Genomic DNA, 26,419 nt, shown 5'->3' on the forward strand with positions numbered 1-26,419 from the left:
AGTAAACTTGAAAAAACACTTTATTTTTTGATGGTGGCAACCTCTTTTACAGTCACCACTTTGGTTTGTTTGTTGCTCCACGAGGTCATGATGTAATTCATCACATCAGCTACTTCTTGATCCGTGAGTCCCATGGCAGGCATGCTGCTATTGTATTTTTTTGCATTGACAATTATGGGGCCACTTTGACCGTATTTCACTGCTGAAATGCTCGCGCTACGTTTGTTTTTTAACCAATCCGAACCATCTAGTGGCGGAAAATTAGTGCCATCGCCTTTGCCTGTTGCACCATGACATTGCATGCAAAAATCGGCGTAGATTTCTTTACCAGGATTTTGAGTTGTTACAAAGTTGTTGTTTTTATCAACGCTGATGTATGCTGTTGTTTCAAAAGAATTTTTTGCTGCCATACTACCAAGTAATGCCATACCCAATCCTACGACTAATTTTGTGTTGATCATGATTTAGTTGGGTATAATTTTTACAATTCCTTTTCCTTCAACACCCATGTAAATATAACCATCTGGACCTTGCGCTACATTACGTACACGACCCACACCCGTTGCTATTTTTTGGCGTCCCACAACTTCGTTTCCTTTCAGTTGAACCAATTCTAGATATTGAAATTTTAAAGATCCTACTAATAAATGCCCTTTCCAGTCTGGATATTTGTCGCTGGTTACAAAAGTCATTCCGCTTGGCGCGATAGAAGGTAACCAGTAATAAATTGGTTTTTCAATCCCTGCTTTTTCGTTTTGCGTACTTATTGTAGTGCCGTCATAATCGATGCCGTACGTAACTACTGGCCAACCGTAATTGACTCCTTTTTGAATAATGTTGATTTCATCGCCACCTTGAGGTCCGTGTTCGTGTGCCCAAATGGCGCCTGTGGCTGGGTTTTTGGCCATTCCTTGTGGGTTGCGGTTTCCGTAGGTGTAAATGGCCTCTTTGGCTCCTGCTTTACCCACAAAAGGATTGTCTTTAGGAATGCTTCCATCATCATTTAGGCGGTAAATTTTCCCACCATCTCGAGTAATATCTTGTGGATTAACAAAGTGTTCGCCGCGCTCACCTACTGAGAAATAAAGAAATCCAGCATTGTCAAATACAATTCGGGAACCAAAATGCTGTCCTTTGGTTGTGTTTGGAGTTGCTTTGTATAATGACTCTATTTGCGTCAAGCCGCCGTCAACTAATTTGGCACGAATCAATTTGGTATTTCCACCAGTGCCTTCTCCTTCTTCAGAGGCAAAAGTCATGTAAATCCAACCATTTTTCGCGTAATCCGGATGCAAAGCGATATCTAACAAACCACCTTGTCCGCGAGTGTACACTTTAGGTAGATTTTTAACGGCCGTTTTTTGTCCGTTTTTAATGTGATACAAAGTGCCACTTTTTTCAGTAACCAATAGTGCTCCGTCTGGCAACCAAGTCATTCCCCACGGAATAGCTATATCTGTTGCCACAGTTTCTAAAGTGTAATTTTGTACTTCGTCTTGGACAACTACATCATTCGGTTTGGTTTGTGCCTCACAATTAAGTGCAAGCATGGAGAATATAGAAAGCGAAATAAGTGCTATTTTTTTCATGATTTATGGTTTAATAAAAACTTTTTAAAGGTACTAAAAGCCAAATAAATATTGCTAGTTGGATTTAATTTTTACATCGAATTAACAAAATCAGTTGTTCGAGCAGCATATTTGATTGTTTTTTTTAATCTAGAGTTCGGTTTTTTTCAAAAAGCAAAATTGAAAATAGTTGCAAAAAAACCACCTAGCGAAGAGGTGGTTTTTCAGAATTTGTGCTTTATTTCTTGACACTATATTTGGCTGTTCTGGCATCTTGGATGACTCCTTTCCAGTTTAATCCGAATCCAAAATCATATACATTTCCCACGGTGTCTTGGTACGGAATCATATCGTGAGGAACGTCTTCGAGTTGTTTTTCAACAGTAGACATATTGGCTGGCATTTGTAATGGCAGCAATCCTGAAGGCTCGGTTTTACCAGAAACAATATCTAGCAAAGCTTCAACTTGTACGCCAAATTCGCCCAAAATTACATCAACATTTTTTTCGAAATCACTAAAAATCATCGGATTTGAAACCGATACAGCAACCAAAACGGGTTTGTCTTTCATTGCTTTTTTAGTATCCAAAATGGTATTTAAATCAGGATACGAACTGGATTTACTAGTTTTATTTACATACGAACGGTTGTTGATAGTAGGGTCAATGACAGGATCACCAGCAGCAATACTTTGGGTTCTTGCATCTACGGCAGTGTAGTCGCTTAATTGCAAACTGATGGGCACATAACCATTTCCGCCAGCTTCTCTATCGGCTCTGCTGTATCCATTACTGATTGGGCTTTTGATGAAAACCAAAGCAAAATCAGCCTTGTTAGGGTCATCGGTTACCGTGTAGTATTTTTTAATTAATTCTAAATTAACAGGATATTCTGTTTTTTCAGGTGATGGTTGCCCAAAAAAGTTAACTCCTGCAGGCGTAGTGCGTTTTGGGATATAAACTGTTTTTCCTTTTGTAATTGGTAGCGTTTTGTTCTGGTTTTTGAGCAGTACCACTGATTTTAATTGAGCATCATAACCGGCTTTCATAAATTCTGGTTTTCCAACAATAGCTTTGGTTTCGTTCGGATCTAAATAGGCATTTTCGAATAATCCCACTCTAAAAATATTCAGAAGTAAACGAACTGCTGATTGCTCAAAACGTTTGCGCATAAAAGCTTCGCCTTGTTCTTTTATGCCCATTTGATAGGCTTCTAAAACCGGTTTGATGTCGTTATTTCCTCCAAACTGATCAACTCCAGCCATAAGCACTTTGTAATGTCTTTCGGCCACAGTTAAGGATTCAACTCCCCAAGATTTTCCCGCAAACACATCTGGTTTTGGACCTTCATCAGCGGTAATGAGCCAGTCGGTACAAACCACGCCATCGTAGTTGTATTTGTCTCTCAGCAAATCGGTGATGATGTATTTGCTAAAACCGTTCCCCACATTCTCGCCATTTTTTTTATCTTGACCAAATGAGATCGTGTAGTAAGGCATCACTGCCGATGCTTTTTTGGTAGATCCGTTGAGTTGAAAAGCGCCTTCGGTAAAAGGTTTTAAGTGTGTTTCGAAATTATTTCCTGGATAGACTGCAAATTTTCCATAGGCAAAATGCGCATCGCGTCCCGCTTCTTCAGGACCGCCACTTGGCCAGTGTTTCACCATCGCATTTACACTTTGATGTCCCCAGCCATTATAGGTGTTAACCGCTTTTTTAGGAGTTTGAAATCCGTCAACATAGGCTCGTGCCATGTCGGTAGCCAGTTTTGGGTCTTCGCCAAAAGTACCTACAAATCGATTCCATCTTGGTTCTGTTGCCAAATCAATTTGAGGCGAAAGTGCCGTTGCTATTCCCATAGCTCGGTATTCTTGTGCAGCAATGTTTCCAAATTGAGCAGTGATAGCAGCGTCAAAAGTTGCTGCAAGCCCTAATTCTTCTGGCCATTGTGAGATGGCTCCGCCTGAACCTGCATTGTATTCGGCATCTTTATTGGCGCCGTTTCTAGGATCTGAGCTGTTGTTGGCAGGAATTCCCATTCCAATACCTTCAACTAAAGCTTGTATATTGTTGTTCCAAGTTGCAGCAACTGTTGGACTTTCAACAGAAGTCATCAACACATGACGTAAATTATCTTTGGTTAAAAATCCAATTTGCTGGTCAGACAAATCAGATGACTTTGCACCACTTTTTGAAAATGGTTTTCCGTTATAAGTTCCCGTAAACATTCCTGCTTCCTGTGCGGGAATAGCTTGATGCCTGCTGTACAACATTAATCCGGCCATTTGCTCGACTGTCATTTTAGCTGCAAGATCTTTGGCACGTTCCGCTACTGGTTTTCTCCAATCTTCATAAATATCTAATTTTCCATTCTTGTTGAGGTCCTTAAAAGCCAAGCCGTCTACTTGGATGATTTTAATTCCTGATTTAGGCGAATAGCCTAATGTTTGACCGCCTTGGTTTTGAACAATGTTATGAGATTCTTTAGTGGTTTCGGTCCATTTGGATTGCGCCTTCATTGATACAGTTAGTAACAATATAGACGGAAGGAGAAGAATTTTTGATTTCATGATGGTTTATTTATCAGTGTAATAGCATTTTATAGTTTCCAAATGTAAAAAATAATTGTGTTATTTCGACACATTGAAAAATTATTTTTTGGTTATTCTGATATGATGTAAAAACTAAATTAATTATTGCCTACCAAGAGTCGAATTGTGTTGAGGATTTATGTTTTTTTTTGTTTAACTTTGCGTTAAAATATTTAAACAAAATATTCGTTTTTTAAATTTGGGAATCAGCTTTTGCTTAGAACAATAATTTGGTAACCAAAGAATAGTTTTGAACGAATAAATATTTTGAATTCATTTTGGAAAAAATATAGATGAAACAAATAGGTATTAATTACTCGTGGTTAATTATCTTAAAATAGAAAAAAAGCAAATGGAAAATAAAAAACCAGATAATGTTGTATACACCGTCGAAGCAGGATATAACGCTAATGTTTTGCCTTACGCAACGGGAGTTGGAGCACCTGTAATTAGAGTTGATGACGTGGTTTCCTGGAAAAGCAGGGGAATTGATAATGTAAATAAAGAGCTAGGAAATAAATTTAATGAACTCAAGCTTCAATACGAAAAATTAATGCAAGAATACGAATGGAATGAATTAGTGTATAGCGCTAAATTTTCATTTGAACCCGTTATTGGCGAAATCTATCATTTGTACAGAGATGCTGAAGGGGTAAACTTTCTTTCGTTAATAGGTCCGAACGAATGGAATAAAGAACACATTGGTACTTTTAAATTAAATAGTGATAAAAAATGGATTCTCTTGAATGCACAAGATTCGCAGTTGTACTAATCTAAAATAACCGAAAATATTGTTTTCAATTTGATCAAAAATTATATTAAAATTTTGTATTATTTATGTTTGCGATTGTAAAGGTTTTTTAATCGTTCTCTTAATTTGTATTTTTATCAGATATTAATAAAAGAACTTATGGAAGCAGTTTTAAGGCAACAAATTGAGAAAATTGTACCATTAACCGATGATGAATTTAGATTCGTATTGTCCCACTTTTCGGTAGGTAACTATAAAAAACATCAATACATTGTGCAGCAGGAAAATTCTGTTCCGTATGTTTATTTTGTTGTAAAAGGATTTTTGAAATCTTTTTACATAGACAAATCAGGTAAGAATCATATCCTGCAATTCGCCATGAAAGATTGGTGGATTACTGATAATCAAGGTTTCTATAATAACCAGAATGCTACGCTCAACATTGACTGTTTAGAAGATACACAAACCTATTATATCACTCTTGAGAACAGAGAAAAATTGTGTGCCGAATTACAGAAAATGGAATTCTTCTTTTTGCAAAAAATGACTGCCGGAAATATTGCGCTTCAAAACCGAATTCTATCATTAATGAGTAAGAACTCCCAGGAAAGATACCTACAATTTATTCAGTTGTATCCAGACTTGATTCAGCGCCTTCCTAAAACTTTAGTCGCATCTTATCTTGGTATTTCAAGAGAAACATTAAGCCGGTTGTCGCATTGATGTGATATAGGTCACAAATTATATGTGCGCTATGTCCTGTATAGTCTTTGTCGCATTCCCGAAATTTGTATTTTATAATTTTAAAATACAAACATGGAAAATATAGCGTTAGTAGTTGGAGCAACCGGAATAACGGGAAGTAATCTCGCAGAAAAACTTATTGCTAAAGGCTGGACCACTTTCGGTTTAGCCAGAAACCCACGAAAAGATATAGAAAACCTTAAGCCAGTTGCTGCAGACCTTTTGGATTTGGAGCATTTAAAGACCGCTTTAAAAGACGTTTTTCCCACACACATTTACATTACAACTTGGATGCGTCAGGATTCTGAAGCCGAAAATATTCGGGTGAATAGCTTGATGATCAGAAACCTTCTGGAGGCATTATCTGCTAAAAAATCTGTGAAACACGTAGCACTTGTTACAGGACTGAAACATTATCTTGGACCTTTTGAGGCTTACGCTAAAGAAGGATTTTTGCCCGAAACACCGCTTAGGGAAGAGCAGCCACGTCTAGATTTAGAGAATTTTTATTATGCTCAAGAAGATGAGGTTTATGCCGCTGCATCGCGAGATGGTTTTACATGGAGCATTCACCGCCCGCATACGGTTATAGGAAAAGCGGTAGGAAACTTAATGAATCTGGGAACTACGCTTGCGGTATTTGCCATTATTTGTAAAGAAACAGGAAAGCCATTTCAGTGGCCGGGTTCAGCAGCGCAATGGAATGGACTTTCAGATGTTACAGATGCCAGAGTATTGGCTGAACATTTAATATGGGCTTCCACTACAGAAGCGGCTCGTAACGAAGCGTTCAACGTGGTCAATGGAGATTTCTTTCGTTGGAAATGGTTGTGGAATAAATTAGCGGAATCGTTCGGAATTGAGGCAATCGGTTTTGATGGTACGATTCATCCTCTTGAAGAACAAATGAGTGAAGATGCTACAATTTGGAAAAAAATAGCCTCCGAAAATGGATTGCAAGAATCCGATTTAAACCAGTTAGCCTCACCATGGCATACTGATCTTGATTTGGGCCGACCAATAGAAGTGATGACGGATATGTCTAAAAGCAGGAAACTCGGCTTTACTGTTTTTCAAAGTACGGAAGATTCCTTTTATGATTTGTTTGAGCAGCTTCGAAAGGATCGATTAATTCCATAGAGGTTTCATAAGGATTTTCCTAAAATAGTCTCATAAAAATAGGGTTTCAAGTTGTGTTTGTTGAAGCCCTATTTTATTTTTACCATAGTTAAAACTTGCTATAGCTATATACTCAAAGTATCATAGACAACAACTTTTTCCCATAAATGAGCGCATTTCTTGATGAATTCTTGATGAATAGGATGATCTTGATATATTTTTTGGTCGGTTTCATTGTCAAAAAACAACAGTTCCGAAACGTCCCATGAAGTGTCTACTACATCCCGTTTTTCAGTTGATGCCAAAGTTCCTACATGAATTTGACGCACAGTAGGAATGGATGCCAACTTTTTTAAACCAGCAATGAGTTCTTTTTTATCTGCTTCAGATTCTGGATTTTTTAGCCAAAAGTATACTTGGTGCAGTAGTGATTTTTTTGGTGCAGGTATTTTAAATCCCATAAGACTGGCTATTCCTATTAAAGCCGCGGAACCAATAAATTTTCTTCGTATCATACGTTCATTTCTTTACGAAGTGAAAATTAAGAAATAAAATGCAGAATACTTCCTTATTTAAGGCGAAAAGTATCATGAAGTTAATTTGCGTATGCACTAATTCAAAAACAGCTTTAGAACAAAAAAGACCTTATATTGCTGTAAAGTCTTTTTAAAAAGATTCCCTTTGGGCTCAAGGAAAGAATATGTAAAGTTTACTTTTTTGTTTTTAAATTTTATGCCTCAAGTAATATTATATCGTGTTCAAAATATTTAAAAAACTATAATATAGCTTGTTTAATTAAACTCATTAGGTACTCTAAATTCATTGTGCTGTTTACGATGGTTTCATAATCGCCATTTCCCCAATGTCCAGTTTTTGATACATCTTTCATTAATCCTTTTGGGTCGTCCAATTGCCCTTTTTTCAGATTAATAAAAATCTTGAGCCCTTTTTTCAGTATAATAATATCTGCAATATTTTTATTTTTTTTAAAAGCGATATATAGTTTTTTGGGAACAATTTCAATATCATCGGATAAGTTTAAAATAGCATTTTTGTACCATTCATACAATTCTGTAACTTCCTCCAAAGAACTATTTAAATGATCTTCTTCCGTATATACCTTGATTTCAGCTGTGACTGCTTGTATGATACTATTTTGTTTACTTAAGGGTTTGATACTCTCAGCTGATTTAGTTTTCTTGATTGGGTTGATGCTGATTAAATCATTTTCATATCGTTTTATTTCCCAAAGTTCAATGGCGATATCTTTAAAGTTTGTTGCTAGTCGTTGATTTTCAGTGAAACTTGGCGAGACAAATACGACTCTTGTTTGTGACCAATCTATAGCTTTACTATGAATGGTTTTATGAAGTGTTTCGTTATAGGACAAAACAAAATCAGCTTTATTTTCAAGCATTAAACTCAAATAGGTAAAACCTTGATCGACTACGCTTGTGCTTTTATCTCGTTTGTATTCAATTATTACAAAAGCTTTTGATTGCGCGTCATAGCCCAAAGTATCAATACGCTTGCCTTTGATGAAAAATTCAGACTTCACCATTTCTAAACCCATCAATTCTGGAAGATTATTTTCAACTAACGCTTGAATTTCTCGCTCCAATTTAAAAGGTTTTTCTTTTAATAGACTAAGATTATTCGTTTTTGTGATTTGGAAAAGATTCATTTTTTTTGAATTGAATTTATTTTTTAAAGTAAAGACTTATCATTCTTTTAAAAAAATATTTTCTAAAAAAGTTACTACTGGTAAATAATTAACTGATTTTAAATTGTATTCCTCACTATATTCCTTTATCCATTTTTTGAGATTAGATTTTACATTTATAGTAATGTCTTCCTTAAAATTATCTTTTAATTTTATTTCAAAATAATAGTCAGTTTTAGAGTTCTCTTTTCCTTCAATTTTAGATTTGTGTTTGTGCGCAATGGATGCAATGTCTCCACAAAAAGAGGTTAGATAAAATGCCTTTGTTCTACCGCCAGAGTAGATTACTAATTTCTTGGCATTGTGTAAATCATATGGAAATTCTAAAAAATTATTTTGCTTATCAGTTGAGTGAAAATAAAAGGTGTTCGTTTTAGTAAGTGTTACTAAATCTTTACTTCTGGTATATCCTAAAACAACTTTTTCCTTAGGTTTAGGTTCAACCTCTAAGTACGTTTGAAATTGTTTTTTATTCTCAAAGCCATTAATTTTTTTGCGATATGTTTCTGCAATTTCGGGATTTTCAATTTCTAATTTTCGGGCTTTACTAATTTCTAAAAATTCCGTTTCCATGTCTATCCCTAAATAACGTCGATTAGCTAGGTTGGCAGCAATTCCAGTTGTAGAGCTTCCTGCAAAAGGGTCAAGTATCCAAGCATTAGGTTGTGTGGAAGCCAGAATAATACGAGTCAAAACAGCAAGTGGTTTTTGAGTAGGGTGTTTGCTACATGATTTTTCCCAACCTGCAATGGCTGGCAATTTCCAAACATCTTTCATTTGTTTATTGCCGTTTAGTTTTTTCATTAACTCATAATTGTAATAATGTGGTACTTTCTCTTTTTTACGAGCCCAAATGATTAATTCGGCAGAATGAGTAAAAAAACGACACGAAAAATTAGGTGGTGGATTGTTCTTTTCCCAAGTAATCACATTAAGAATTTTGAAATCCAATTCTTGTAAGATTTGTCCAATAGAGAAAATATTATGATAGGTGCCACTTATCCAAATAGTACCGTTGTCTTTTAGTTTTTCACGCACCTTAGTAAGCCAGTTGCGATTGAAGTCATTGATGAAATCAAAACCCTCTGATTTGTCCCAATTGCCTTTGTTTATAGATTAGAAAAAAGATCAGAATCACACTTATTGTGGGTTGTGTAGCATTTTTTTAATCTATTTCTTTGAACAATTAAATAAATGATATGGATACTTCTTTTGAACGCTCAGAAAACACTACTGTAGAATGGTTGACACCGCCTGAATTAGTAATTAAATTAGGTAAATTTGATTTAGACCCATGTAGTCCAATTAATGCTCCTTTTTTACATGCAAAAACAAATTATAATATTTCTGATGATGGTTTGTCAAAAGATTGGTTTGGTAGAGTTTATCTAAATCCACCCTATGGTAGAGGAATGGATTTATGGATGGAAAAATTAAAAAATCACGGAAATGGAATAGCATTAATATACGCAAGGACTGAAACCATATATTTCTTTGAGCATATTTGGAATGATGCGAATGCGATTTTATTTGTAAGGGGAAGAATCAGATTCTATGACATTTTTGGAATACAAAGTGGCAGACCAGTTGCTCCAAGTGTTTTCATTGCTTATGGAAGAGAGAATGCATTAGCTTTAAAAAATTCTGGTATTGAAGGGAGATTTTTGAATTTGAAATTATAAGATTTCATAAACTATAAATTCTGCAATATTGAATTCTGCATCAATTATCCATAAGTTTTCAATTAGAAGTTTTTTTAATGCTTCGTCTTCATTGGTAACATCTTCAACAATACCTATTACTTGCATATTGTTTACTTCGTATGAACTATTTGGAGCTTCAGTGGCGCCTTCGGGTGAAATAAATATAAATTTTTTCATATTTCAATTTTTTTATAATTTCCTCTTCCGTTAAATTCTATTAATCCTTTATCTCTTAAAAATTGTAGTTGTTGACGAATTTTATCCTTGATATGATTATTGTTTGGGTATTTGATTTTTAATTTATTTTCGAAAGTGTATAATTCATCTAATGTAAATGATTGCTTTTTAATTTGTTCAATACAATTTAAAATATCTAATATCCAACCTCTTGATTCTAAACTTTTAGATTTTAAAAAATCAGTACTTTTTAATTTTAAATGTACTTTTTCTTGTTCAATAATTCTTGAATTTTCAACTATAAAAATTCTTCCATTTTCAGGAACTTTTGAAATATCAATGTTACAACCAACCCAACCAGCTCTTTTAGCAGTAATTGATAGTGGTTTTCGTTTAATAATAATTTCTGGAGTGAAAAATTGTTTTGGAATCACTAAAAAATTATTAACTTTATTGTTGTCATAAGTCAGAAAGAAGAAATTAGGATTTGTATCAGAAGTAATCCTTTTTATCATACTTTCATAAGCTCCATCATTAATTATGGTGCTTAATTTTCCGTTTTTACTTTTTAATTCAAATTCTTCCTTACATTCTAAACAATAAAAATCTGCAACTGGCATATTGTTTTCAAAATCGTTTAAGGGTAGTTGACCGCAGTTTGGACAATATGAATTTACTTTTACCCAATTTTCAGTTAATACTCTTGCAATCTGTGAATTGCTTTTATATCCTTCAGCTAGATCTAAATTAAAATTTAAGTTCATTAAAATGGAATTTGTTTTAAACAATAAGCCTTTGAGTCAGAAAATGAGTTGGTTTATAATTCGGCTAATTTCAAAAAAAGGTTTGCTTTCATTTTTATTCGATTAGTCAAAAATACTGTTTTATTATAATTTATTTCGTTTTTCTTTTCGTTGGGGAATATTGGTTTGTGCTGCAGCTTTTTTGGAGTAGGAGGAAATTGTGATAAGGCAATGCAACATCATTTTCTAGTTTTTATTTGCAAGCCTCGCTTTCACTAACGCCTTAAAACAAAAAAGCCTCTACATTTCTGTAAAGGCTTTTTAAAAAGCTCCCTCTCTTGGGCTCGAACCAAGGACCCTCTGATTAACAGTCAGATGCTCTAACCAACTGAGCTAAGAAGGAAACTGTATATTTTAATTCTAATATTGAATGAACGTTTTTTAGTGCTTTATGATGATGTGTGTTTAAGTTGTAAAGCGGTGCAAAGATAGGCTATCATTTGGTTTGTGCAAATAAAAATCGAACTTTTTTTATTTTTTTTTACTTCCCTACAATTGACTTGTAAATGTCGTTTCCGTTTGCAAATAGTAATAGTGTGATAAGTAAAACGAAACCAGCCAATTGCGCATTCTCTAGGAATTTATCACTAGGTTTTTTACCACTTATAATTTCATATAATAAAAACATCACGTGACCACCATCAAGAGCTGGAATAGGTAATAAGTTCATTACGCCCAGCATTATCGATAATAAAGCGGTGATGCTCCAGAAAACTTCCCAGCTCCATGTATTAGGAAAAATATCAAATATCGCTTTAAAACCTCCTACTTGTTTGTAAGCACCGGTGCTTGGACTAAAGATCATTTTTAATTGTTTTCCGTATCCTACTAACTGATCTTTCCCTTTTGTAATACCTACCGGAATAGATTCCATAAAACTAAATTCCTGTTTGCTGATTTTATAGTATCCTAATTTCTTTAATGATTCCATTCCTAAGCTTCCAAAACCAATTCCTAATTTTGCGTCTTTAGAAACTACAACCTGTAACGGAACTTGTTTTTCATCTCTTAAAACAACCGCAGCAATAGTTTTATTTTTATTCTTTTCTAATACTGAAGTTACTTCGTCATAATACTTAGTAGCTTGCCCATTCAAAGACAAAATAATATCTTTTGGTTGTAAATTGGTATTTAACGATCCCTCAGAAATTGAAGTAATTGCAAAAGGTTTTCTAATCGAAACTAAAGATCCTTTTTCTATTTTCGATAATTGATCTACAAAATCAACTGGTATTTTTATAGTTTGCTCTATTCCATTTCTTTCAATCAGGACTTGTTTGGCCATGATGATTCGTATATTCATTTCATTGTCAAACTTGATGATTTTTTCACCATCAATAGCAATGATTTTATCCCCTGTTTGAAAACCAGCTTTATTCATCACCGGATTCTCAATCAAAAGTCCATCTTTTAAATCTTCATTTGAAATATAAGTATCGCCATAAGCAAATGCCATTCCGATATATATAATGAAAGCCAAAATAAAATTCACAGTAACACCACCCAACATGATAATCAATCGTTGCCAAGCCGGTTTAGAACGAAATTCCCAAGGTTGCGGAGGCAAGGCCATTTGTTCCTTATCCATGCTTTCGTCAATCATTCCGGAAATTTTCACATAACCGCCCAAAGGCAACCAACCAATTCCGTATTCAGTTTCACCAATTTTCTTTTTGATAAGGGAATATTTAACATCAAAAAATAAGTAGAATTTTTCGACTCTGGTTTTAAACAGTTTTGCAGGAATGAAATGTCCTAATTCGTGAAGTATTATAAGTAATGATAAGCTCAATAAAAATTGAGAAAGCTTGATAACTATGTCCATTTATTTGTCATTGCGAGGAATGAAGCAATCTAGTCCTCTTATTAATTTAATTTTTATAACTCACAAAAGTAAGGTTTTCTATTTGTTTTTTTTACAATAATTGTTCCAGAAGATTTTAAATGTTTGTTAATTATTGGAATTTCAATTTTTACTTTCGAACGAGTCTCTTAACTTTACTTTTTTGAAACGAATATTTCCCGTTTTCTTCACTTTAAAATCATCTTTATGGCTTCAAAATTATTTTCCCCACTCCAAATAAAAAGTATTACACTTAAAAACAGAATTGTAATTTCTCCGATGTGCCAATATTCAGCTGTTGATGGCTTTGCCAATGATTGGCATTTGGTACACCTTGGTAGTCGTGCTAGTGGCGGCGCCGGATTAATCATTCAGGAAGCGACTTCAGTTTCTCCAGAAGGTCGAATTTCTCCTGAAGATTTAGGACTTTGGAAAGACGAGCAAATCGAGAAAATGCAGCAGATTAATCAATTTATTGGCAGTCAAAACTCAGTTCCCGGAATCCAATTGGCGCATGCCGGACGAAAAGCAAGTGCAGCATCACCTTGGAACGGTGGTAGGAAAGTTTCCGTTGAACAAGGCGGTTGGGATACCGTGGCGCCAAGTGCTGTGGCGTATCATCACACTGAAAACGCTCCTATTGCTTTAGATAAAAACGGAATTCAAAAAGTAATTATTGATTTTAAATCGGCTACAAAAAGAGCGGTGCAAGTTGGTTTTCAGGTAATGGAAATCCACGCTGCACACGGCTATTTGTTGCATCAGTTTCTTTCCCCTCTATCTAATTTTAGAACTGATGAATACGGTGGAAGTTTTGAAAACCGAATCCGTTTGACACTTGATGTTGTAGCAGCAGTTCAGTCAGAATGGCCAGATAATTTGCCTTTATTCGTTAGAATTTCGGCTACAGACTGGGCAGAAGGTGGATGGAATGCTGAGGAATCCGTGCAGCTTTCGAAAATATTAAAAGAAAAAGGAGTCGACTTAATTGATGTTTCCTCGGGTGGAGCAGTTTCACACCAACAAATTCCGTTAGGACCAAATTACCAAGTCCCTTTTGCCGAAAGCATAAAAAAAGAAACTGGAATCCTAACAGGCGCAGTTGGTTTAATCACCGAGGCTGTTCAAGCCGAGGAAATCATTGCATCTGGAAAAGCAGATTTAGTGTTATTCGCCAGAGAATCACTTAGAAATCCTAATCTTGGATTGACATTTGCCCATGATTTAGAAGCTGAAATTGAATGGCCAAAACAATACGAAAGAGCTAAAAAATAAGATTATAATTTTTAAACATATAAGTCATGTAAGTTTTACTTTTAAAACTGGAAAAAAACATCCAATTCTTACATGAACTTAAATGCCTTATATGGTTCGAAAAAACATCTCTTCGGTTTTTAAACCATTAAGGAATTAAGAAAGTTAAGATTTGACGTTGCGATAAGCAGTAGTCATTCTTCAAAGACTTATATGACTTATATGTTTCAAAAAATAAAATGTACAATAACACGAACTTCATGGATAAAATAAAAACAGCATTATTGTCTTATGGCATGTCCGGCAAAGTATTTCACGCGCCTTTCATCGCCTTTCATCCCGGATTTGAACTACTCGGTTCATGGGAAAGAAGTAAAAAATTAATTCACCAGGATTTTCCGGAAGTGAAAAGTTACGCCACAATAGAAGAATTGTTGGAAGATGATGTTGATTTAGTGGTCGTAAATACGCCCGTAGAAACCCATTATGAATATGCGAAGAAAGTTTTACTGGCTGGAAAACATGCGTTGGTCGAAAAAGCATTTACTACAACCGTTGCCCAAGCGCAGGAATTAGCGGCTATTGCCAAAGAAAAAGGATTGAAACTTGCTGTTTTCCAAAATAGAAGATGGGACAGTGATTTTAAAACCGTACAGAAAATTATTTTAGATGAGGTTTTGGGCGAAATTGTAGAAGCCGAATTTCATTTTGATCGTTACAATCCGATTTTAAGTCCAAAGCAACACAAAGAAACGGCCAATTCAGGTGCAGGAATTCTCAAGGATTTGGGACCGCATTTGATTGATCAAGCATTGTGTTTATTTGGTTTGCCAAAAGCTGTTTTTGCAGATATTCGTATCACAAGAGAACATTCTTTAGTAGATGATTACATTGATATTTTACTGTATTATTCCACTTTGCGTGTCCGATTAAAAGCAGGATTCTTTGTGCGCGAAGCTATCCCTGCATTTGTGGTTCATGGCAAGAAAGGTTCTTTCCTGAAAGTGCGTGGCGATGTGCAGGAAGATGAATTAAAATTAGGAAAAAAACCAAATTTACATGCGTGGGGAAAGGAATCTTCTGATAAAAAAGGATTTTTGCATACGGAGATAAATGGGGCCATTACAAAAGAATTTATCCCAACACTTCAGGGGAATTATTACGACTTTTTTGATGGTGTTTATAAGTCAATTACACAAGATGCTATGGAACCAGTTACGGCACAAGATGGTCTTCATGTGATGCAAATTATTGAAGCTGCCATTGAAAGTAGCGCTCAGAAAAAAGCAATTGATTTGTAAAACCAATTGCGAATTCGCAAATTTTGTTTCTTTTTTTAAAATTTATGAATTAGCGGTGATTAATTTTATAGGATAACTATGTATTTTTTATAAACAATAACGTTGTATTTTTTTTTCTTATGTGTTGTTTCGACACAACCAATCAATGGTTTTTGTAATTTTGACCCATTAAATGCTAAAATAAATCACTTTGATAGATTTAAACTTTTTAGGACGCTCAAAAACCAAAGCAAAATTCAAAAAAACATACAAAGACGCTAAGATTTCCTATTTGAACAGAACGCGTTGGGCCGTTTCTATGTTTTATTTTGGAATGGGACTATGTTTTGCCACTTGGGCAAGCCGAATTCCGGATATAAAAACTGCATTGCAGTTAAGTGAAGGCGATTTAGGAAGTATTTTATTTGCGTTGCCATTAGGACAATTAGTAATCATGCCTTTTTCTGGTAAATTAGTCACCCGTTTTGGGAGCAACCGTATTCTTATAGTATCCTTGCTTTTTTATGTTTTTTGTCTGACTAATTTAGGTCTGGCTGTTCAAGCTTGGCAACTGTCGTTGGGATTATTTTTATTTGGAATTTTTGGTAATTTATCGAATATCGCTGTCAATACACAAGGGGTTTATACTGAAGTCCTTTTCAAGAAAACGATTATGTCTTCTTTTCATGGAATGTGGAGTTTTGCCGGGTTCACGGGAGCTTTAGTAGGGTTAGGGATGCTGGCTTTAGAATTGAATCCCTACCGACATTTTTTGATCGTTGGCGGAATAGTGCTATTGATGATTGCTTTTAATTATAAATTCTTGATCAAAGCCAAAGAAACTATCAAAACCGAAAAGAAAAAACTTTTTTCAAAACCCGACAGTTCCTTAATTTGGTTGGGAATAATTGGTTTTTGTTGTATGGCTAGTGAAGGCGTCATGTTTGACTGGAGTGGTGTTTATTTCAAAGATGTCATCAAGGCTCCCGGACCATTAGTGATTTTGGGATATACTTCCTTTATGATTATGATGGCAGGAGGACGCTTTTTAGGTGACGGTCTTATCCATAAATTTGGTCGGAAAACCGTCTTACAAATCAGTGGAGTTATGATTTCAGCAGGACTTTTTACAGCCGTATTTTTCCCCTTTGTTATTCCCGCAACCATTGCCTTTATGTTTGTTGGTTTAGGAGTTTCTACCATAGTGCCCACAGTCTACAGCGTTGCCGGAAAAAATCCTAATGTATCACCAAGCGTTGCCTTGACTACAGTTTCCAGCGTCAGTTTTCTAGGTTTTTTGATGGGGCCGCCAGTTATTGGATATATTGCGGAGTTGTTTAGCTTGCGATTTTCATTCGCGTTCATCGGTATCTTTGGAGTTTTAATTGCGTTAATGGTTTCCAGAATCAAAGCAATAGAATAAATAGAAGTATTAGGAGCACAGCATTCGTTTTCATAACAACACATTCCCCGCTGTACGCAGTATCTTTCCAGTCTTGAACAAGTTCAGGACTGGAAAGGATACTTGCTGCCATCGGGGCTACAAACGACTTTTTGTATTTTATAAGAAAATTTCTATTGAAAATCAATATGTTGTGGTTTTTTTTGTATTTTTAACATTATAATTCTTTCAGCGTAGAATTTAAAAAGGCATAAGAAGTTTCAAATACCACTTTGATAAGTATTTCCTTTGGGACTTACCTCTTATTTTTCCAAAATTCATTTTTAATTATTGACAAGTTATCGTCCGATTTCGGATGATACTTTCTATGCTTTTTGTTCAACCGTTAGAAAGAATTTAAACGGTTGAACATCTTGCTAGAATTACTATAAATCCTATCGATAGTCGGTATAGATAATATATGTCCTCATCATAATTTGAATATATGAATAGATTTCACCTGTTTTTTTTCTTTATAGTTCAAATAGGATGCGCTACAGCACAAAATAATACGGGATTTTTCGGTAAAGTTATCGAATCTAAAACTCAAAATCCACTAGGTTTTGTGGTAGTCAGTATTCAAAATACAACTTTAATGCAACTCACGAAAGCCGATGGTAATTTTAGTTTTGATACGGCTCCTACGGGAAATCTATTGTTACTTATTCACAGTCAAGGATTCAAAGATGCCTTATATCCCATTGAAATTACCGAAGGACAAATGCTGGATTTGGGAATAATTGCGCTAGAAGAAGACCAATCCACAGAACAACAAAACAGTATCATCACACTTATCGAAAGTGACTTTGGTGAGGACAACAGCAGTTCCGAAAGTACTTCCGGACTCCTGCAATCGTCGCGAGATGCTTTTTTGCAAGCCGCTGCTTTCAACTGGGGACAAGCCCGTTTTAGAGTTCGTGGATTAGACAGCGAACATTCTACGATGATGATTAATGGCGTTGCGATGAATAAAATCTATGACGGACGACCACAATGGGGCGAATGGGGTGGATTGAATGATGCGCTTCGCAATCAAGAATTTACACTCGGAACCGCTCCTTCGGATTATACCTTTGGCGGTATTTTAGGAACACAGGAAATCAACACACGGGCTTCTATTTACAGGCCTGGTTCCCGAATTACATTTTCAGGAACCAATACCAATTACAGTTGGCGCACGATGGCAACCCATGCTTCTGGAATGAATTCCCGCGGTTGGGCTTTTGTAGTTTCCGCGGGAAAACGTTGGGCACAGGAAGGGTATTTTGAAGGGACCAATTATGATGCGAATTCCTTTTTTATAAGTCTTGAAAAAAAATTAAGCGAGAAACATTCGTTGAATCTAACCGCACTTTACACGCCCAATTCCAGAGCTAAAAATTCACCAAACACCGCCGAAGTAACACAATTGACGAACGTGAAATACAATTCCTATTGGGGTTTTCAAGATGGTGAAAAGAGAAATGCGCGTATAAAAACTATTGAAGAACCTACCTTTATGCTGAATCATTATTTTAAAATTAGCGAAAAGGCCAATCTGAATTCGAGTGTGATGTATCAATTTGGAACAATTGCTAACAGCAATATCGATTATCAAAATGCCAATAGTCCAGATCCTACTTATTATAGAAAAATACCTAGTTATTACAGTTCTCTGTATGCGCCAGATAATGGTGAGTTTTCTGGAGCATTTATTCCTGATTATGAGAATGCAGATAAAAGCAAAGCGGAATTTTTGGCCAATCCTCAAATTAATTGGCCCGCTTTGTACCAAGCCAATCAAAATCCAATTTTGGATACTAATGGAACCATTACGGGATACGAACCTACAAAAAGTAAGTATGTTTTGTACGAAGATCAAGTAGAGGATGAAACGGCGGTGGCGACAACAAATTTGACTGCGCAACTCTCAGAAAATATCTTTTTGAATGTTGGAGCGTCATTCAAAAAACTAAAATCGCATAATTCACAAAAATTGTTGGATTTGCTTGGCGGTTCTTATTTTGAAGATATCGACGCTTTTTATAGCGGAAATCAATCGCAATCTGATCTCAATAATCCAGACCGTCAAGTTGTTGTTGGCGATAACTATGGATATAATTATAATTTTTTTGCTACTACTTTGGAGGCATTTACCCAATTCAAATTCACCTACAATAAAGTAGATTTTTATCTGGCTCAGAATTTTTCTAGTGCTACTTATCAAAGGGAAGGCTTATACAAAAACGGAATCTATGAAACCAATTCCTTCGGTAAAAGTGAAAAAGTTGCGTTTGAAAACTTTGGGTTCAAAGCCGGATTCAATTTGAAAATCTCCGGCAAACAGTTGGTTACTTTTAATGCGGCACATTTGACTAAAGCGCCTTCTTTGCGAAATACGTTTGCAAATTCTCGATTGAATAATGCAATTGTAGATGGAATCGAAAGTGAGAACATCAGTAGTTTGGACGCGAGTTATGTGTATCGGTCTCCAAAACTGAAAGCGCGATTGACGGCTTATTATTCCCTGATAAAAAATGCGACTCAAATTTCCTTCTTTTATGCCGAAGGGATTTTTGATGATGGCGCTGGATATTTAAACACAGATGCTTTTGTGAGCCAAACATTAACGCAATTAAACAAGAAGAATATGGGAGCTGAATTTAGTTTGGAATATCAATTAAGCCAAACTTTTAAAACCACTTTTTCAGCTGCTTTTGGCGAATATACGTATGACAGTAATCCACAGGTGACGTTGACGAACGATGCCGAAGCAACTCCAGAGAATACCAGTCCGGTTTTTGATTTTGGAACGGCTTCCCTAAAAAATTACAAACAAGCGGGAATGCCACAACGCGCATATTCTGTGGGAATTGAATATCGAGATCCAAAATATTGGTGGATTAGCGCCAATGTAAATTACCTTACCAACAGTTATATTGATATTTCGCCTATTTCCAGAACTGAAATATTTTATAAAAATCCCGCAAGCGGTTTCAATTTCCCAGAAGCTACTGAGGAACGGGCAGCAACACTGATAAAACAAGAGAAGTTTGATCCAACCACGTTGCTCAATCTTGTGGGTGGAAAATCATGGCGGATCTACGGAAAGAATGTTGGGATTTTTGCCAGTATCAATAATGTGCTTGATGTTATATATAAAACGGGTGGTTACGAACAAGCCCGAAATGCTAATTTCAGGCAAATTAATCAAGATGTTTCCAGTGGTACGCCTTCTTTTGGACCAAAATATTTCTACGGATACGGAAGAACGTATTTCGTGAATCTTTATATCAACCTATAAATTAAAGTATATGAAATCAAAATTTTACAAATCGGTTCTATTTTTACTGTTGACAATCACATTTGGTAGTTGCGTGACAGATGAGGTTGTGGCTCCAAAACTAGTTTGTACGCAGCCGGATTTAGCTACAAATAAATCAGTGAGCGAAGTTCATGCGGTTGCGAATGCCATTGTAACGCAATACAAATACGATGATATCATTGAGGCATATGTGGTTTCCAGTGATGAATCGGGGAATTTTTTCAAGTCGATTTCCTTTCAGACTTTGGCAACAGCCACAACCCCAGCAATTGGATTTAGCGTTCCTGTAGACGCTACTAACTTGTATATTGATTATAGATTGGGCAATAAAGTATACATCAAGTTGAAAGACCAATACACGGATATTTCATTCGGTGGAATGCGTATCGGAAGTATTTTTGTGAATTCCTATAATGAAGGCGGAGTAGGGCGGCTTTCGCAAAATGAGTATAAAAAAGTGTTGAATGCGTCGTGTACGAATGTCAAAGAGGAGGCTTTAGTTCGCTCGTTAACCATGTCGGAATTGTTAAACGATTCCAATTTGAATACATTGGTAGAATTGTCTGATGTGCAGTTTTCAGCTTTGGCAATTGGTCGTCATTATTTTGAAGAAACCAATAATGTGGGCGGTGCGACGAATTGGGGATTGGTTGATAAATTAGGCAATCAAGTGTATTTTAGAACGAGTAGTTTTTCTGATTTTGCAACTAAAATAGTTCCCAATGGAAGCGGAAAAGTGAGAGGAATTTTGACAAAATATGGAAGTGATTACCAATTATTGCCCCGTTCTGAAAAAGATGTGGTCATGACTGGAACCAGAGCAGTTCCTTTTTTCTCTCAAGATTTTGAAAAAGTTGTCGATAAGTCGAATTTAAGTCTTCCCGGTTGGGCGAATATGGTCCAAAAAGGAACGCTTTTTTGGAAAGGCACGGTGTATTCCGGAAATGGGTATGCAGAGTTTGCCATTAGCGGAACCAAAGTTGTTTCGAATATTGCTTGGTTGATTTCTCCAAAAATTGACATGGATGTTCATACGAAAGAAGTATTAACTTTTAGAACGGCCCAGCACCACTTAGATGTTGATTCCCAGTTAAATTCTTTGGAAGTTTATGTTTCCAGTAATTTTGACGGGTTGAATATTGCAACTGCAACGTGGATTCCATTAGTGGTAAATTTACCCAAACAAGCCACGCCTTGGTATCAATTTGTAGGCAGTGGCGCAGTAGATTTATCTTCTTATAAAGGCAAAATCAATATCGCTTTTAAATATACCGGTTCCGGAAAAAATCTTGCTTTGGATGGTGCTTTTCAAGTAGATGATGTTCAGGTTTTTGGTGATTAATTATTTTTATAAAAGGCTTTGCTTGAATTGTTATATTTGCAGCTTTAACATTTAAATTTAATTATGAAATCTACTTTATTAGCATTAGTTTCTTTACTATTTGTCTCTTGTTTGTCGGATAACGAAGCATCAAAACCTGTTGATTACACGGTTCAAAACGAAAAAGAAATTGTGGATTATATTGCCAAAAATAATTTAACAGCGACAAAAACGGATTCCGGTTTGTATTATGTGGTTAATGAAGCAGGAACCGGAACTCAACCAACAGCTTCATCTAATGTAACGGTAGCGTACAAAGGGTATTTTACTAATGGAAATGTTTTTGATCAAAGCAATGCTGCAGGTATTTCATTTGGTTTGAACCAAGTGATAAAAGGATGGACAGAAGGTATTCCCTTTTTTAAAGAAGGTGGAAACGGAGTGCTGTTAATTCCGTCTCATTTGGGGTATGGAGGCAATGACAACGGACCTATTCCTGGAGGTTCGGTACTTATTTTTGATGTCAAATTGATTAAAGTAAATTAGTTCGAGCTTACTATAAAATCAAAAAAGGCTGTCTTATCGGACAGCCTTTTGTAATTTATTACTTTTTGATTTCAATAATGCTTATCGCATAACCGCCACCTGGAGCACTAAGTTGTGCTAGTTTTGATTTGTTGGTTACCGTCATTTTGCGAATCGTATACGCTTGCGGATTTGTTTTATAATGTGCATCTTTTGCATCAGCATAAATCGTTGCCTCATATTTTTTTCCTTTTTCCAAGAAATCAAATTTGATGGTTGAGGTACGAGAAGTATCGCCATTTACATTACCAACGAACCAATTGTTTGTTCCTTTTGCTTGACGCGCAACGGTTACATATTGTCCTGGTTCTGCTTCCAAGTATTTACTGTCAGTCCAATCTACCGCTACATCTTTGATAAACTGAAAAGCATCTGGAAAACGATCATAATTTTCTGGAGTATCAGCTGCCATTTGCAACGGACTGTACATCGTTACATATAATGCCAATTGATTTGCAAGGGTACTATTTACATGGGAGTTGTTGTCCTTATTCATTTTACTCAAATCCATTTCAAAAATTCCAGGAGTGTAATCCATCGGTCCACCCACTAAACGTGTAAAAGGCAACACAGTAACGTGATTTGGTTTAGAACCACCAAAAGATTGATATTCTGTTCCGCGTGCAGCTTCATTACCAATTAAGTTTGGATACGTTCTTGCAATTCCTGTTGGACGAACCGCCTCATGCGCGTTCAGCATAATTTTATAATCAGCAGCTTTTTCTATTGCGAATTGATAGTGGTTATTCATAAATTGGTTATAATGATTTCCACCGTTTTCAATGATAGAACCTACATAACCACTTTTTACAGCATCGTATCCATTGTCTTTCATAAACTGATACGCTTTATCCATGTGACGCTCGTAGTTACGTACCGAACCCGAAGTTTCATGGTGCATCATCATTTTAACGCCTTTTGATTTGGCATATTCATGTAATCCTTTGACATCAAAATCTGGATATGGAGTCAGAAAATCAAAAACATAATCCTTAGAATGACCAAACCAGTCTTCCCAACCTTCATTCCAACCTTCTACTAAAACCGCATCAAAACCGTGTTTCGCTGCAAAATCAATATATTTTTTCACATTGGCGTTATTAGCACCATGTTTTCCATTTGGTTTTGCTTTTGAAAAATCAGTAACGCCAAGTTGTACCGTAGGAAATTCATCCGTATACGCCCAAGAGCTTTTTCCGGTAATCATTTCCCACCAAACACCGACGTATTTAACCGGTTTTATCCATGACGTATCTTCAATTTTGTTAGGGTCATTTAAGTTCAACGTCATTTTTGAAGCCAAAATTTCTCTCGCATCATCACTAACAATTATGGTACGCCAAGGCGAATGATTTGGAGCCTGCATGTATCCTTTGTCTCCTTTTGCATCTGGTGTCAACCAAGATTCGAAAACCATGGTTGCATCATCCAAATTCAAATGCATGCAAGAATAATCGATTAATGCTGCTTCATGTAAATTGATATACAATCCGTCCGCGGTTTTTAACATTAACGAAGTTTGAACTCCTGTCAAAGAAAAAGAAGTTTGGGATACATTTGCCGTTTTTGCTTTTTCAGCCAATCCTCTGATTTCTGATAATTTTGAGGTAGTGTAATCATATTCTTGGGTATCATAATCACCTGGGATCCAAAACGCTGTATGATCTCCTGTCATTGCAAATTGCGTTCTTTCTTCTTTGATTACAAAATAAGTAAGGTTTTTTTGCGAAGGGAATTCATAACGGAAACCTAAACCATCGTCAAACAAACGGAAACGAATCACAATTTGTCTATCGGTTTTTTTTTGATTTAAGGTTACTGCCAATTCGTTATAATGATTGCGAATGGAGGCTACTTCTCCCCAAACTGGTTTCCAGTTTTCATCAAAAGTGGCTGTCTTTGTATCAACAACAGTAAAGTCATTTAACAACGATTTTTTGTCATTTTTTAACTCAAGACCCAATTTACTTGGTTTTACAACTGCTTTATTTTTGTAATTTAAACTGTAACTTGGAGTTCCGTCGTTTTGTAAGGAGAACTCCATTACAAATTTTCCATTTGGTGATTTTAACTGCTGCGATTGTGCAGGGTTAAAAAACGCGAGCCACATTAGGGCTGTGAAAAGAAATTGCTTCATTTTTTAAATAGAATTTGATAAATTAATTTTTCAGGTGTGGTAATAGATTCTGATTTTCACGAAATCGAAATATAGAAAAACTCAAAGTTTTCTATATTTCGAAAAGGTAAAAGTAAACGCTTTACACACTACATATTTTTGTCATCATAAAAAAGTAGATTGCGTTTCTCTTTTTTAAATGCAAGATACTGAATAACTGTCTATTATGTAAATTTAGTATTTAAAAAAAGTGGTGGATTTATAATAAAAAAGAGGTCGTCAAGATTGTTTTAATCCCAAAGACCTTCTTGAAAAACAGAATTTTTCTATTTTAGATTGGTTCCAATCCGCATTACGTTAGCTTCAAAATCTTCTCTTGGACCTGCTGCTTTGTTTTTGAGTTGTGAACGGTAATTGTAAATTGTGGATACCGAATACCGAAGAAATGTCGAAATTTTTGCGCTGTCTTTGATGCCCAAACGAATCAGTGCAAAGATTCGTAGTTCCGTATTCAGCAGTTCGCCTTCTTTCAATTGTATGGCTTCTTCGTCAATTAACAAAGCACTGAATTCCGGTATGAAATTAGGAAAGAGTTGCAGGAACGTCTTGTCGAAATTCGTGAGAAATGTTGCGAGTTCATTTTCGACAAATTGTTTTGACTTTACGGCACTAATCAGGTCATTCATTTTTCCTGTTGTTGCCATCACATTCAATTTTCGGCGGTATTCGTCTAATTTTCCGATGTAGTCTGAACACTGATCCATGTAGCGGCCAATGTATATTTCTTTCAGAAGATTGGCTTCGGTCAGCGTATAATTGGTTACATTCAATTTTTCATTGAAAGTATTTAGTTCCGTATTCAACTCCGAAAGCTTGCTGTTGGCCAAACTTAAATCCTGCTTTGCTTTGGATAATTTTTTCATTTGCTTGAAAAGTAAAAAAAGCACCGCCAACAAGAACATGGATAAGATACTCGCACTTATTAAAAACAGTACCAACTGAAATCGATTGGTTTCATTTTGTTTTTGATACGCCTCGTTGATAATAGGCAACATCTTTGAGATTTCGTAGGTTCGTAGGCGTGCATTACAAAAAAGAGCGTCTTCAAGCGAGCGTTTTATGTATTTGTAAGCGCGATCAATATCCCCGTTTTCATACATTAGAAAAGCCAACGAACGCAACGAAATATATTCTTTCTTGGCCAACTGCAAATCGGATATAGCCGAAATAGTCAACCATTTTTTCTCCTGATTAAAGTCTTTTTTTTGGCGATACGCCTGTGAAATAATGTAGGCAATAACCGCTCGATCATCACTGTTGTGAGCAATATTCGGGAAATAGTTCATCAATAAAGCCAGTGTTTCCTTGTGTTTTCCGGCATCAAGAAGCGTACTGGATTTCGCCATAATATAGGCGCTGGATTGTGGTTTGTAATAATTTAGAGAAGAATCACGGTACTTTTTTGTTAAAACAATATACTTCTTTTTTTCCTGAAGTGAAGCAGCATAATCAGACATATAGCCATAAACGACGCTATTTACGGTGAAATAATAACCTTTTAATTCGGGTGAAGTAGTGATGTTGATTCGATTAAGAATATCGGTTGCTTCCTTGTACATTCCTAATGTTCCCATGATGGAAGCTAGATTTAATCGGGCATGATTTAGCTTTTCAATGTCATTTAGTTTTTCGGCTATTTGAAAACTCTTTCGAGCATAAATCAATGCTGAATCCGATTGATACGATTTATATTCCGCATACAACTTTCCGTAAACATCGTATTTTTGAATATCAGACGAAGTAGAAAGCAGCAGTTCTTTGAGTTTGTTGACTTGAATCTCTTTTTTATCTGAATACAATTGGTAATCAGCAACCGTTTGATCCAATTCCTGCAATAATTCCTCAGAATTATTTTGGGCAAAAAGAAAAACGGGAGACAAAAATGCAAGAAGTACTGTCAAAAAGCGATTCATTCAAATGGGATTAAATTCCGGTAAAAATAATTAAAAATCCAATGGAACTCCTAAAGTAAGCACTGCAAAGGTCTGAGATTTTACAATTACCGCAAATTCGCTAATTTCTTTTGGGGCTTCTTTG

20 protein-coding genes, 1 tRNA gene and 1 pseudogene are annotated in these 26,419 nt (G+C 35.7%); 10 read left to right on the plus strand and 12 right to left on the minus strand.

The annotated features are described in order from the left end of the window. Positions 1 to 20: 20 nt before the first annotated feature. The 3 genes from V5J73_RS00295 to V5J73_RS00305 form a co-directional block, all read right to left on the minus strand. Entirely contained in the window at positions 21 to 461 is a 441-nt protein-coding gene (locus V5J73_RS00295; protein ID WP_338646794.1) for a c-type cytochrome, read from the minus strand. A gap of 3 nt (positions 462 to 464) precedes the next feature. Continuing rightward, on the minus strand, positions 465 to 1,589 hold the full coding sequence (locus V5J73_RS00300) for a PQQ-dependent sugar dehydrogenase (RefSeq protein WP_338646796.1): 1,125 nt from the start codon (positions 1,587 to 1,589) through the stop codon (positions 465 to 467). 217 nt (positions 1,590 to 1,806) lie between these two features. Continuing rightward, the gene (locus V5J73_RS00305; RefSeq protein WP_338646798.1) at positions 1,807 to 4,137 is read right to left on the minus strand and encodes a glycoside hydrolase family 3 protein; all 2,331 of its coding nucleotides are present in this window, start codon (positions 4,135 to 4,137) and stop codon (positions 1,807 to 1,809) included. 373 nt (positions 4,138 to 4,510) lie between these two features. Here V5J73_RS00305 and V5J73_RS00310 point away from each other — a divergent pair, with 373 nt between their 5' ends. The 3 genes from V5J73_RS00310 (at position 4,511) to V5J73_RS00320 (ending at position 6,793) form a co-directional block, all read left to right on the plus strand. Next, a complete protein-coding gene (locus V5J73_RS00310) occupies positions 4,511 to 4,930 on the plus strand; it encodes a DUF2452 domain-containing protein (RefSeq protein ID WP_338646799.1) in 420 nt (139 codons plus the stop codon). A gap of 138 nt (positions 4,931 to 5,068) precedes the next feature. Then, positions 5,069 to 5,632 carry a Crp/Fnr family transcriptional regulator gene (locus V5J73_RS00315; RefSeq protein WP_338646800.1) on the plus strand — a complete coding sequence of 188 codons (564 nt, stop codon included), beginning with the start codon at positions 5,069 to 5,071 and terminating at the stop codon, positions 5,630 to 5,632. Between the two features lie 93 nt (positions 5,633 to 5,725). Next, positions 5,726 to 6,793 (plus strand): SDR family oxidoreductase, encoded by a 1,068-nt coding sequence (locus tag V5J73_RS00320; protein ID WP_338646802.1) that lies wholly within the window; start codon positions 5,726 to 5,728, stop codon positions 6,791 to 6,793. 104 nt (positions 6,794 to 6,897) lie between these two features. On the opposite strand, the gene V5J73_RS00325 is transcribed toward V5J73_RS00320, so the two are convergent. From V5J73_RS00325 to V5J73_RS00335, 3 genes and pseudogenes are all read right to left on the minus strand, one after another. Further along, the gene (locus V5J73_RS00325; protein ID WP_338646804.1) at positions 6,898 to 7,287 is read right to left on the minus strand and encodes a Dabb family protein; all 390 of its coding nucleotides are present in this window, start codon (positions 7,285 to 7,287) and stop codon (positions 6,898 to 6,900) included. Between the two features lie 260 nt (positions 7,288 to 7,547). Then, positions 7,548 to 8,456: a DUF5655 domain-containing protein gene (locus V5J73_RS00330; protein WP_338646805.1), complete on the minus strand. Its 909-nt coding sequence runs from the start codon at positions 8,454 to 8,456 to the stop codon at positions 7,548 to 7,550. Between the two features lie 525 nt (positions 8,457 to 8,981). After that, positions 8,982 to 9,611: pseudogene (locus tag V5J73_RS00335) on the minus strand (DNA-methyltransferase); the annotation flags it as partial. 83 nt (positions 9,612 to 9,694) lie between these two features. Here V5J73_RS00335 and V5J73_RS00340 point away from each other — a divergent pair. Further along, positions 9,695 to 10,177, plus strand: coding sequence for a DNA N-6-adenine-methyltransferase (locus V5J73_RS00340; protein WP_315205894.1), 483 nt, complete (start codon positions 9,695 to 9,697; stop codon positions 10,175 to 10,177). Here V5J73_RS00340 and V5J73_RS00345 read toward each other — a convergent pair. From V5J73_RS00345 to rseP, 4 genes are all read right to left on the minus strand, one after another. After that, positions 10,172 to 10,375 (minus strand): hypothetical protein, encoded by a 204-nt coding sequence (locus V5J73_RS00345; RefSeq protein WP_121364101.1) that lies wholly within the window; start codon positions 10,373 to 10,375, stop codon positions 10,172 to 10,174. The genes V5J73_RS00340 and V5J73_RS00345 overlap by 6 nt on opposite strands. Continuing rightward, positions 10,372 to 11,163, minus strand: coding sequence for a DpnI domain-containing protein (locus V5J73_RS00350; protein ID WP_338646806.1), 792 nt, complete (start codon positions 11,161 to 11,163; stop codon positions 10,372 to 10,374). The genes V5J73_RS00345 and V5J73_RS00350 overlap by 4 nt, the downstream gene beginning before the upstream one ends. 284 nt (positions 11,164 to 11,447) lie before the next feature. Continuing rightward, positions 11,448 to 11,521, minus strand: a tRNA-Asn gene (locus V5J73_RS00355). A 138-nt stretch (positions 11,522 to 11,659) separates the two neighbouring features. Further along, the gene (gene rseP, locus V5J73_RS00360; RefSeq protein ID WP_338646807.1) at positions 11,660 to 13,003 is read right to left on the minus strand and encodes an RIP metalloprotease RseP; all 1,344 of its coding nucleotides are present in this window, start codon (positions 13,001 to 13,003) and stop codon (positions 11,660 to 11,662) included. A 225-nt stretch (positions 13,004 to 13,228) separates the two neighbouring features. On the opposite strand from rseP, the gene V5J73_RS00365 reads away from it, so the two are divergent. The 6 genes from V5J73_RS00365 to V5J73_RS00390 all read left to right on the plus strand — a co-directional run bounded on the left by V5J73_RS00365 (position 13,229) and on the right by V5J73_RS00390 (position 22,167). After that, positions 13,229 to 14,296: an NADH:flavin oxidoreductase/NADH oxidase gene (locus V5J73_RS00365; RefSeq protein WP_338646808.1), complete on the plus strand. Its 1,068-nt coding sequence runs from the start codon at positions 13,229 to 13,231 to the stop codon at positions 14,294 to 14,296. Positions 14,297 to 14,535: 239 nt separating this feature from the next. Next, positions 14,536 to 15,576, plus strand: coding sequence for a Gfo/Idh/MocA family oxidoreductase (locus V5J73_RS00370; protein WP_338646809.1), 1,041 nt, complete (start codon positions 14,536 to 14,538; stop codon positions 15,574 to 15,576). 190 nt (positions 15,577 to 15,766) lie between these two features. Then, positions 15,767 to 16,978 carry an MFS transporter gene (locus V5J73_RS00375; RefSeq protein ID WP_338646810.1) on the plus strand — a complete coding sequence of 404 codons (1,212 nt, stop codon included), beginning with the start codon at positions 15,767 to 15,769 and terminating at the stop codon, positions 16,976 to 16,978. A gap of 463 nt (positions 16,979 to 17,441) precedes the next feature. Continuing rightward, positions 17,442 to 20,279, plus strand: a complete 2,838-nt coding sequence (locus tag V5J73_RS00380) for a carboxypeptidase-like regulatory domain-containing protein (RefSeq protein WP_338646811.1) — start codon at positions 17,442 to 17,444, stop codon at positions 20,277 to 20,279. Between the two features lie 10 nt (positions 20,280 to 20,289). Continuing rightward, complete coding sequence (locus V5J73_RS00385) at positions 20,290 to 21,642, plus strand: DUF5689 domain-containing protein (protein ID WP_338646812.1); 1,353 nt, start codon at positions 20,290 to 20,292, stop codon at positions 21,640 to 21,642. A 63-nt stretch (positions 21,643 to 21,705) separates the two neighbouring features. After that, entirely contained in the window at positions 21,706 to 22,167 is a 462-nt protein-coding gene (locus tag V5J73_RS00390) for an FKBP-type peptidyl-prolyl cis-trans isomerase (RefSeq protein ID WP_338646813.1), read from the plus strand. Positions 22,168 to 22,225: 58 nt separating this feature from the next. Here V5J73_RS00390 and V5J73_RS00395 read toward each other — a convergent pair whose 3' ends face one another. Both V5J73_RS00395 and V5J73_RS00400 read right to left on the minus strand, forming a co-directional pair. Continuing rightward, positions 22,226 to 24,343: a glycoside hydrolase family 97 protein gene (locus V5J73_RS00395; protein WP_338646814.1), complete on the minus strand. Its 2,118-nt coding sequence runs from the start codon at positions 24,341 to 24,343 to the stop codon at positions 22,226 to 22,228. Positions 24,344 to 24,648: 305 nt separating this feature from the next. Further along, positions 24,649 to 26,283, minus strand: coding sequence for a DUF6377 domain-containing protein (locus V5J73_RS00400; protein WP_338646815.1), 1,635 nt, complete (start codon positions 26,281 to 26,283; stop codon positions 24,649 to 24,651). Positions 26,284 to 26,419: the final 136 nt, after the last annotated feature.

This window comes from Flavobacterium sp. KS-LB2, assembly GCF_036895565.1.
GTDB lineage: Bacteria > Bacteroidota > Bacteroidia > Flavobacteriales > Flavobacteriaceae > Flavobacterium.

Excerpts from the sequence above, each read along its gene's own strand:
- V5J73_RS00295 (WP_338646794.1), bottom strand. The coding sequence starts at position 461 with ATGATCAACACAAAATTAGTCGTAGGATTGGGTATGGCATTACTTGGT.
- V5J73_RS00300 (WP_338646796.1), bottom strand. The coding sequence starts at position 1,589 with ATGAAAAAAATAGCACTTATTTCGCTTTCTATATTCTCCATGCTTGCA.
- V5J73_RS00305 (WP_338646798.1), bottom strand. The coding sequence starts at position 4,137 with ATGAAATCAAAAATTCTTCTCCTTCCGTCTATATTGTTACTAACTGTA.
- V5J73_RS00310 (WP_338646799.1), top strand. The coding sequence starts at position 4,511 with ATGGAAAATAAAAAACCAGATAATGTTGTATACACCGTCGAAGCAGGA.
- V5J73_RS00315 (WP_338646800.1), top strand. The coding sequence starts at position 5,069 with ATGGAAGCAGTTTTAAGGCAACAAATTGAGAAAATTGTACCATTAACC.
- V5J73_RS00320 (WP_338646802.1), top strand. The coding sequence starts at position 5,726 with ATGGAAAATATAGCGTTAGTAGTTGGAGCAACCGGAATAACGGGAAGT.
- V5J73_RS00325 (WP_338646804.1), bottom strand. The coding sequence starts at position 7,287 with ATGATACGAAGAAAATTTATTGGTTCCGCGGCTTTAATAGGAATAGCC.
- V5J73_RS00330 (WP_338646805.1), bottom strand. The coding sequence starts at position 8,456 with ATGAATCTTTTCCAAATCACAAAAACGAATAATCTTAGTCTATTAAAA.
- V5J73_RS00340 (WP_315205894.1), top strand. The coding sequence starts at position 9,695 with ATGGATACTTCTTTTGAACGCTCAGAAAACACTACTGTAGAATGGTTG.
- V5J73_RS00345 (WP_121364101.1), bottom strand. The coding sequence starts at position 10,375 with ATGAAAAAATTTATATTTATTTCACCCGAAGGCGCCACTGAAGCTCCA.
- rseP (WP_338646807.1), bottom strand. The coding sequence starts at position 13,003 with ATGGACATAGTTATCAAGCTTTCTCAATTTTTATTGAGCTTATCATTA.
- V5J73_RS00365 (WP_338646808.1), top strand. The coding sequence starts at position 13,229 with ATGGCTTCAAAATTATTTTCCCCACTCCAAATAAAAAGTATTACACTT.
- V5J73_RS00370 (WP_338646809.1), top strand. The coding sequence starts at position 14,536 with ATGGATAAAATAAAAACAGCATTATTGTCTTATGGCATGTCCGGCAAA.
- V5J73_RS00380 (WP_338646811.1), top strand. The coding sequence starts at position 17,442 with ATGAATAGATTTCACCTGTTTTTTTTCTTTATAGTTCAAATAGGATGC.
- V5J73_RS00385 (WP_338646812.1), top strand. The coding sequence starts at position 20,290 with ATGAAATCAAAATTTTACAAATCGGTTCTATTTTTACTGTTGACAATC.
- V5J73_RS00390 (WP_338646813.1), top strand. The coding sequence starts at position 21,706 with ATGAAATCTACTTTATTAGCATTAGTTTCTTTACTATTTGTCTCTTGT.
- V5J73_RS00395 (WP_338646814.1), bottom strand. The coding sequence starts at position 24,343 with ATGAAGCAATTTCTTTTCACAGCCCTAATGTGGCTCGCGTTTTTTAAC.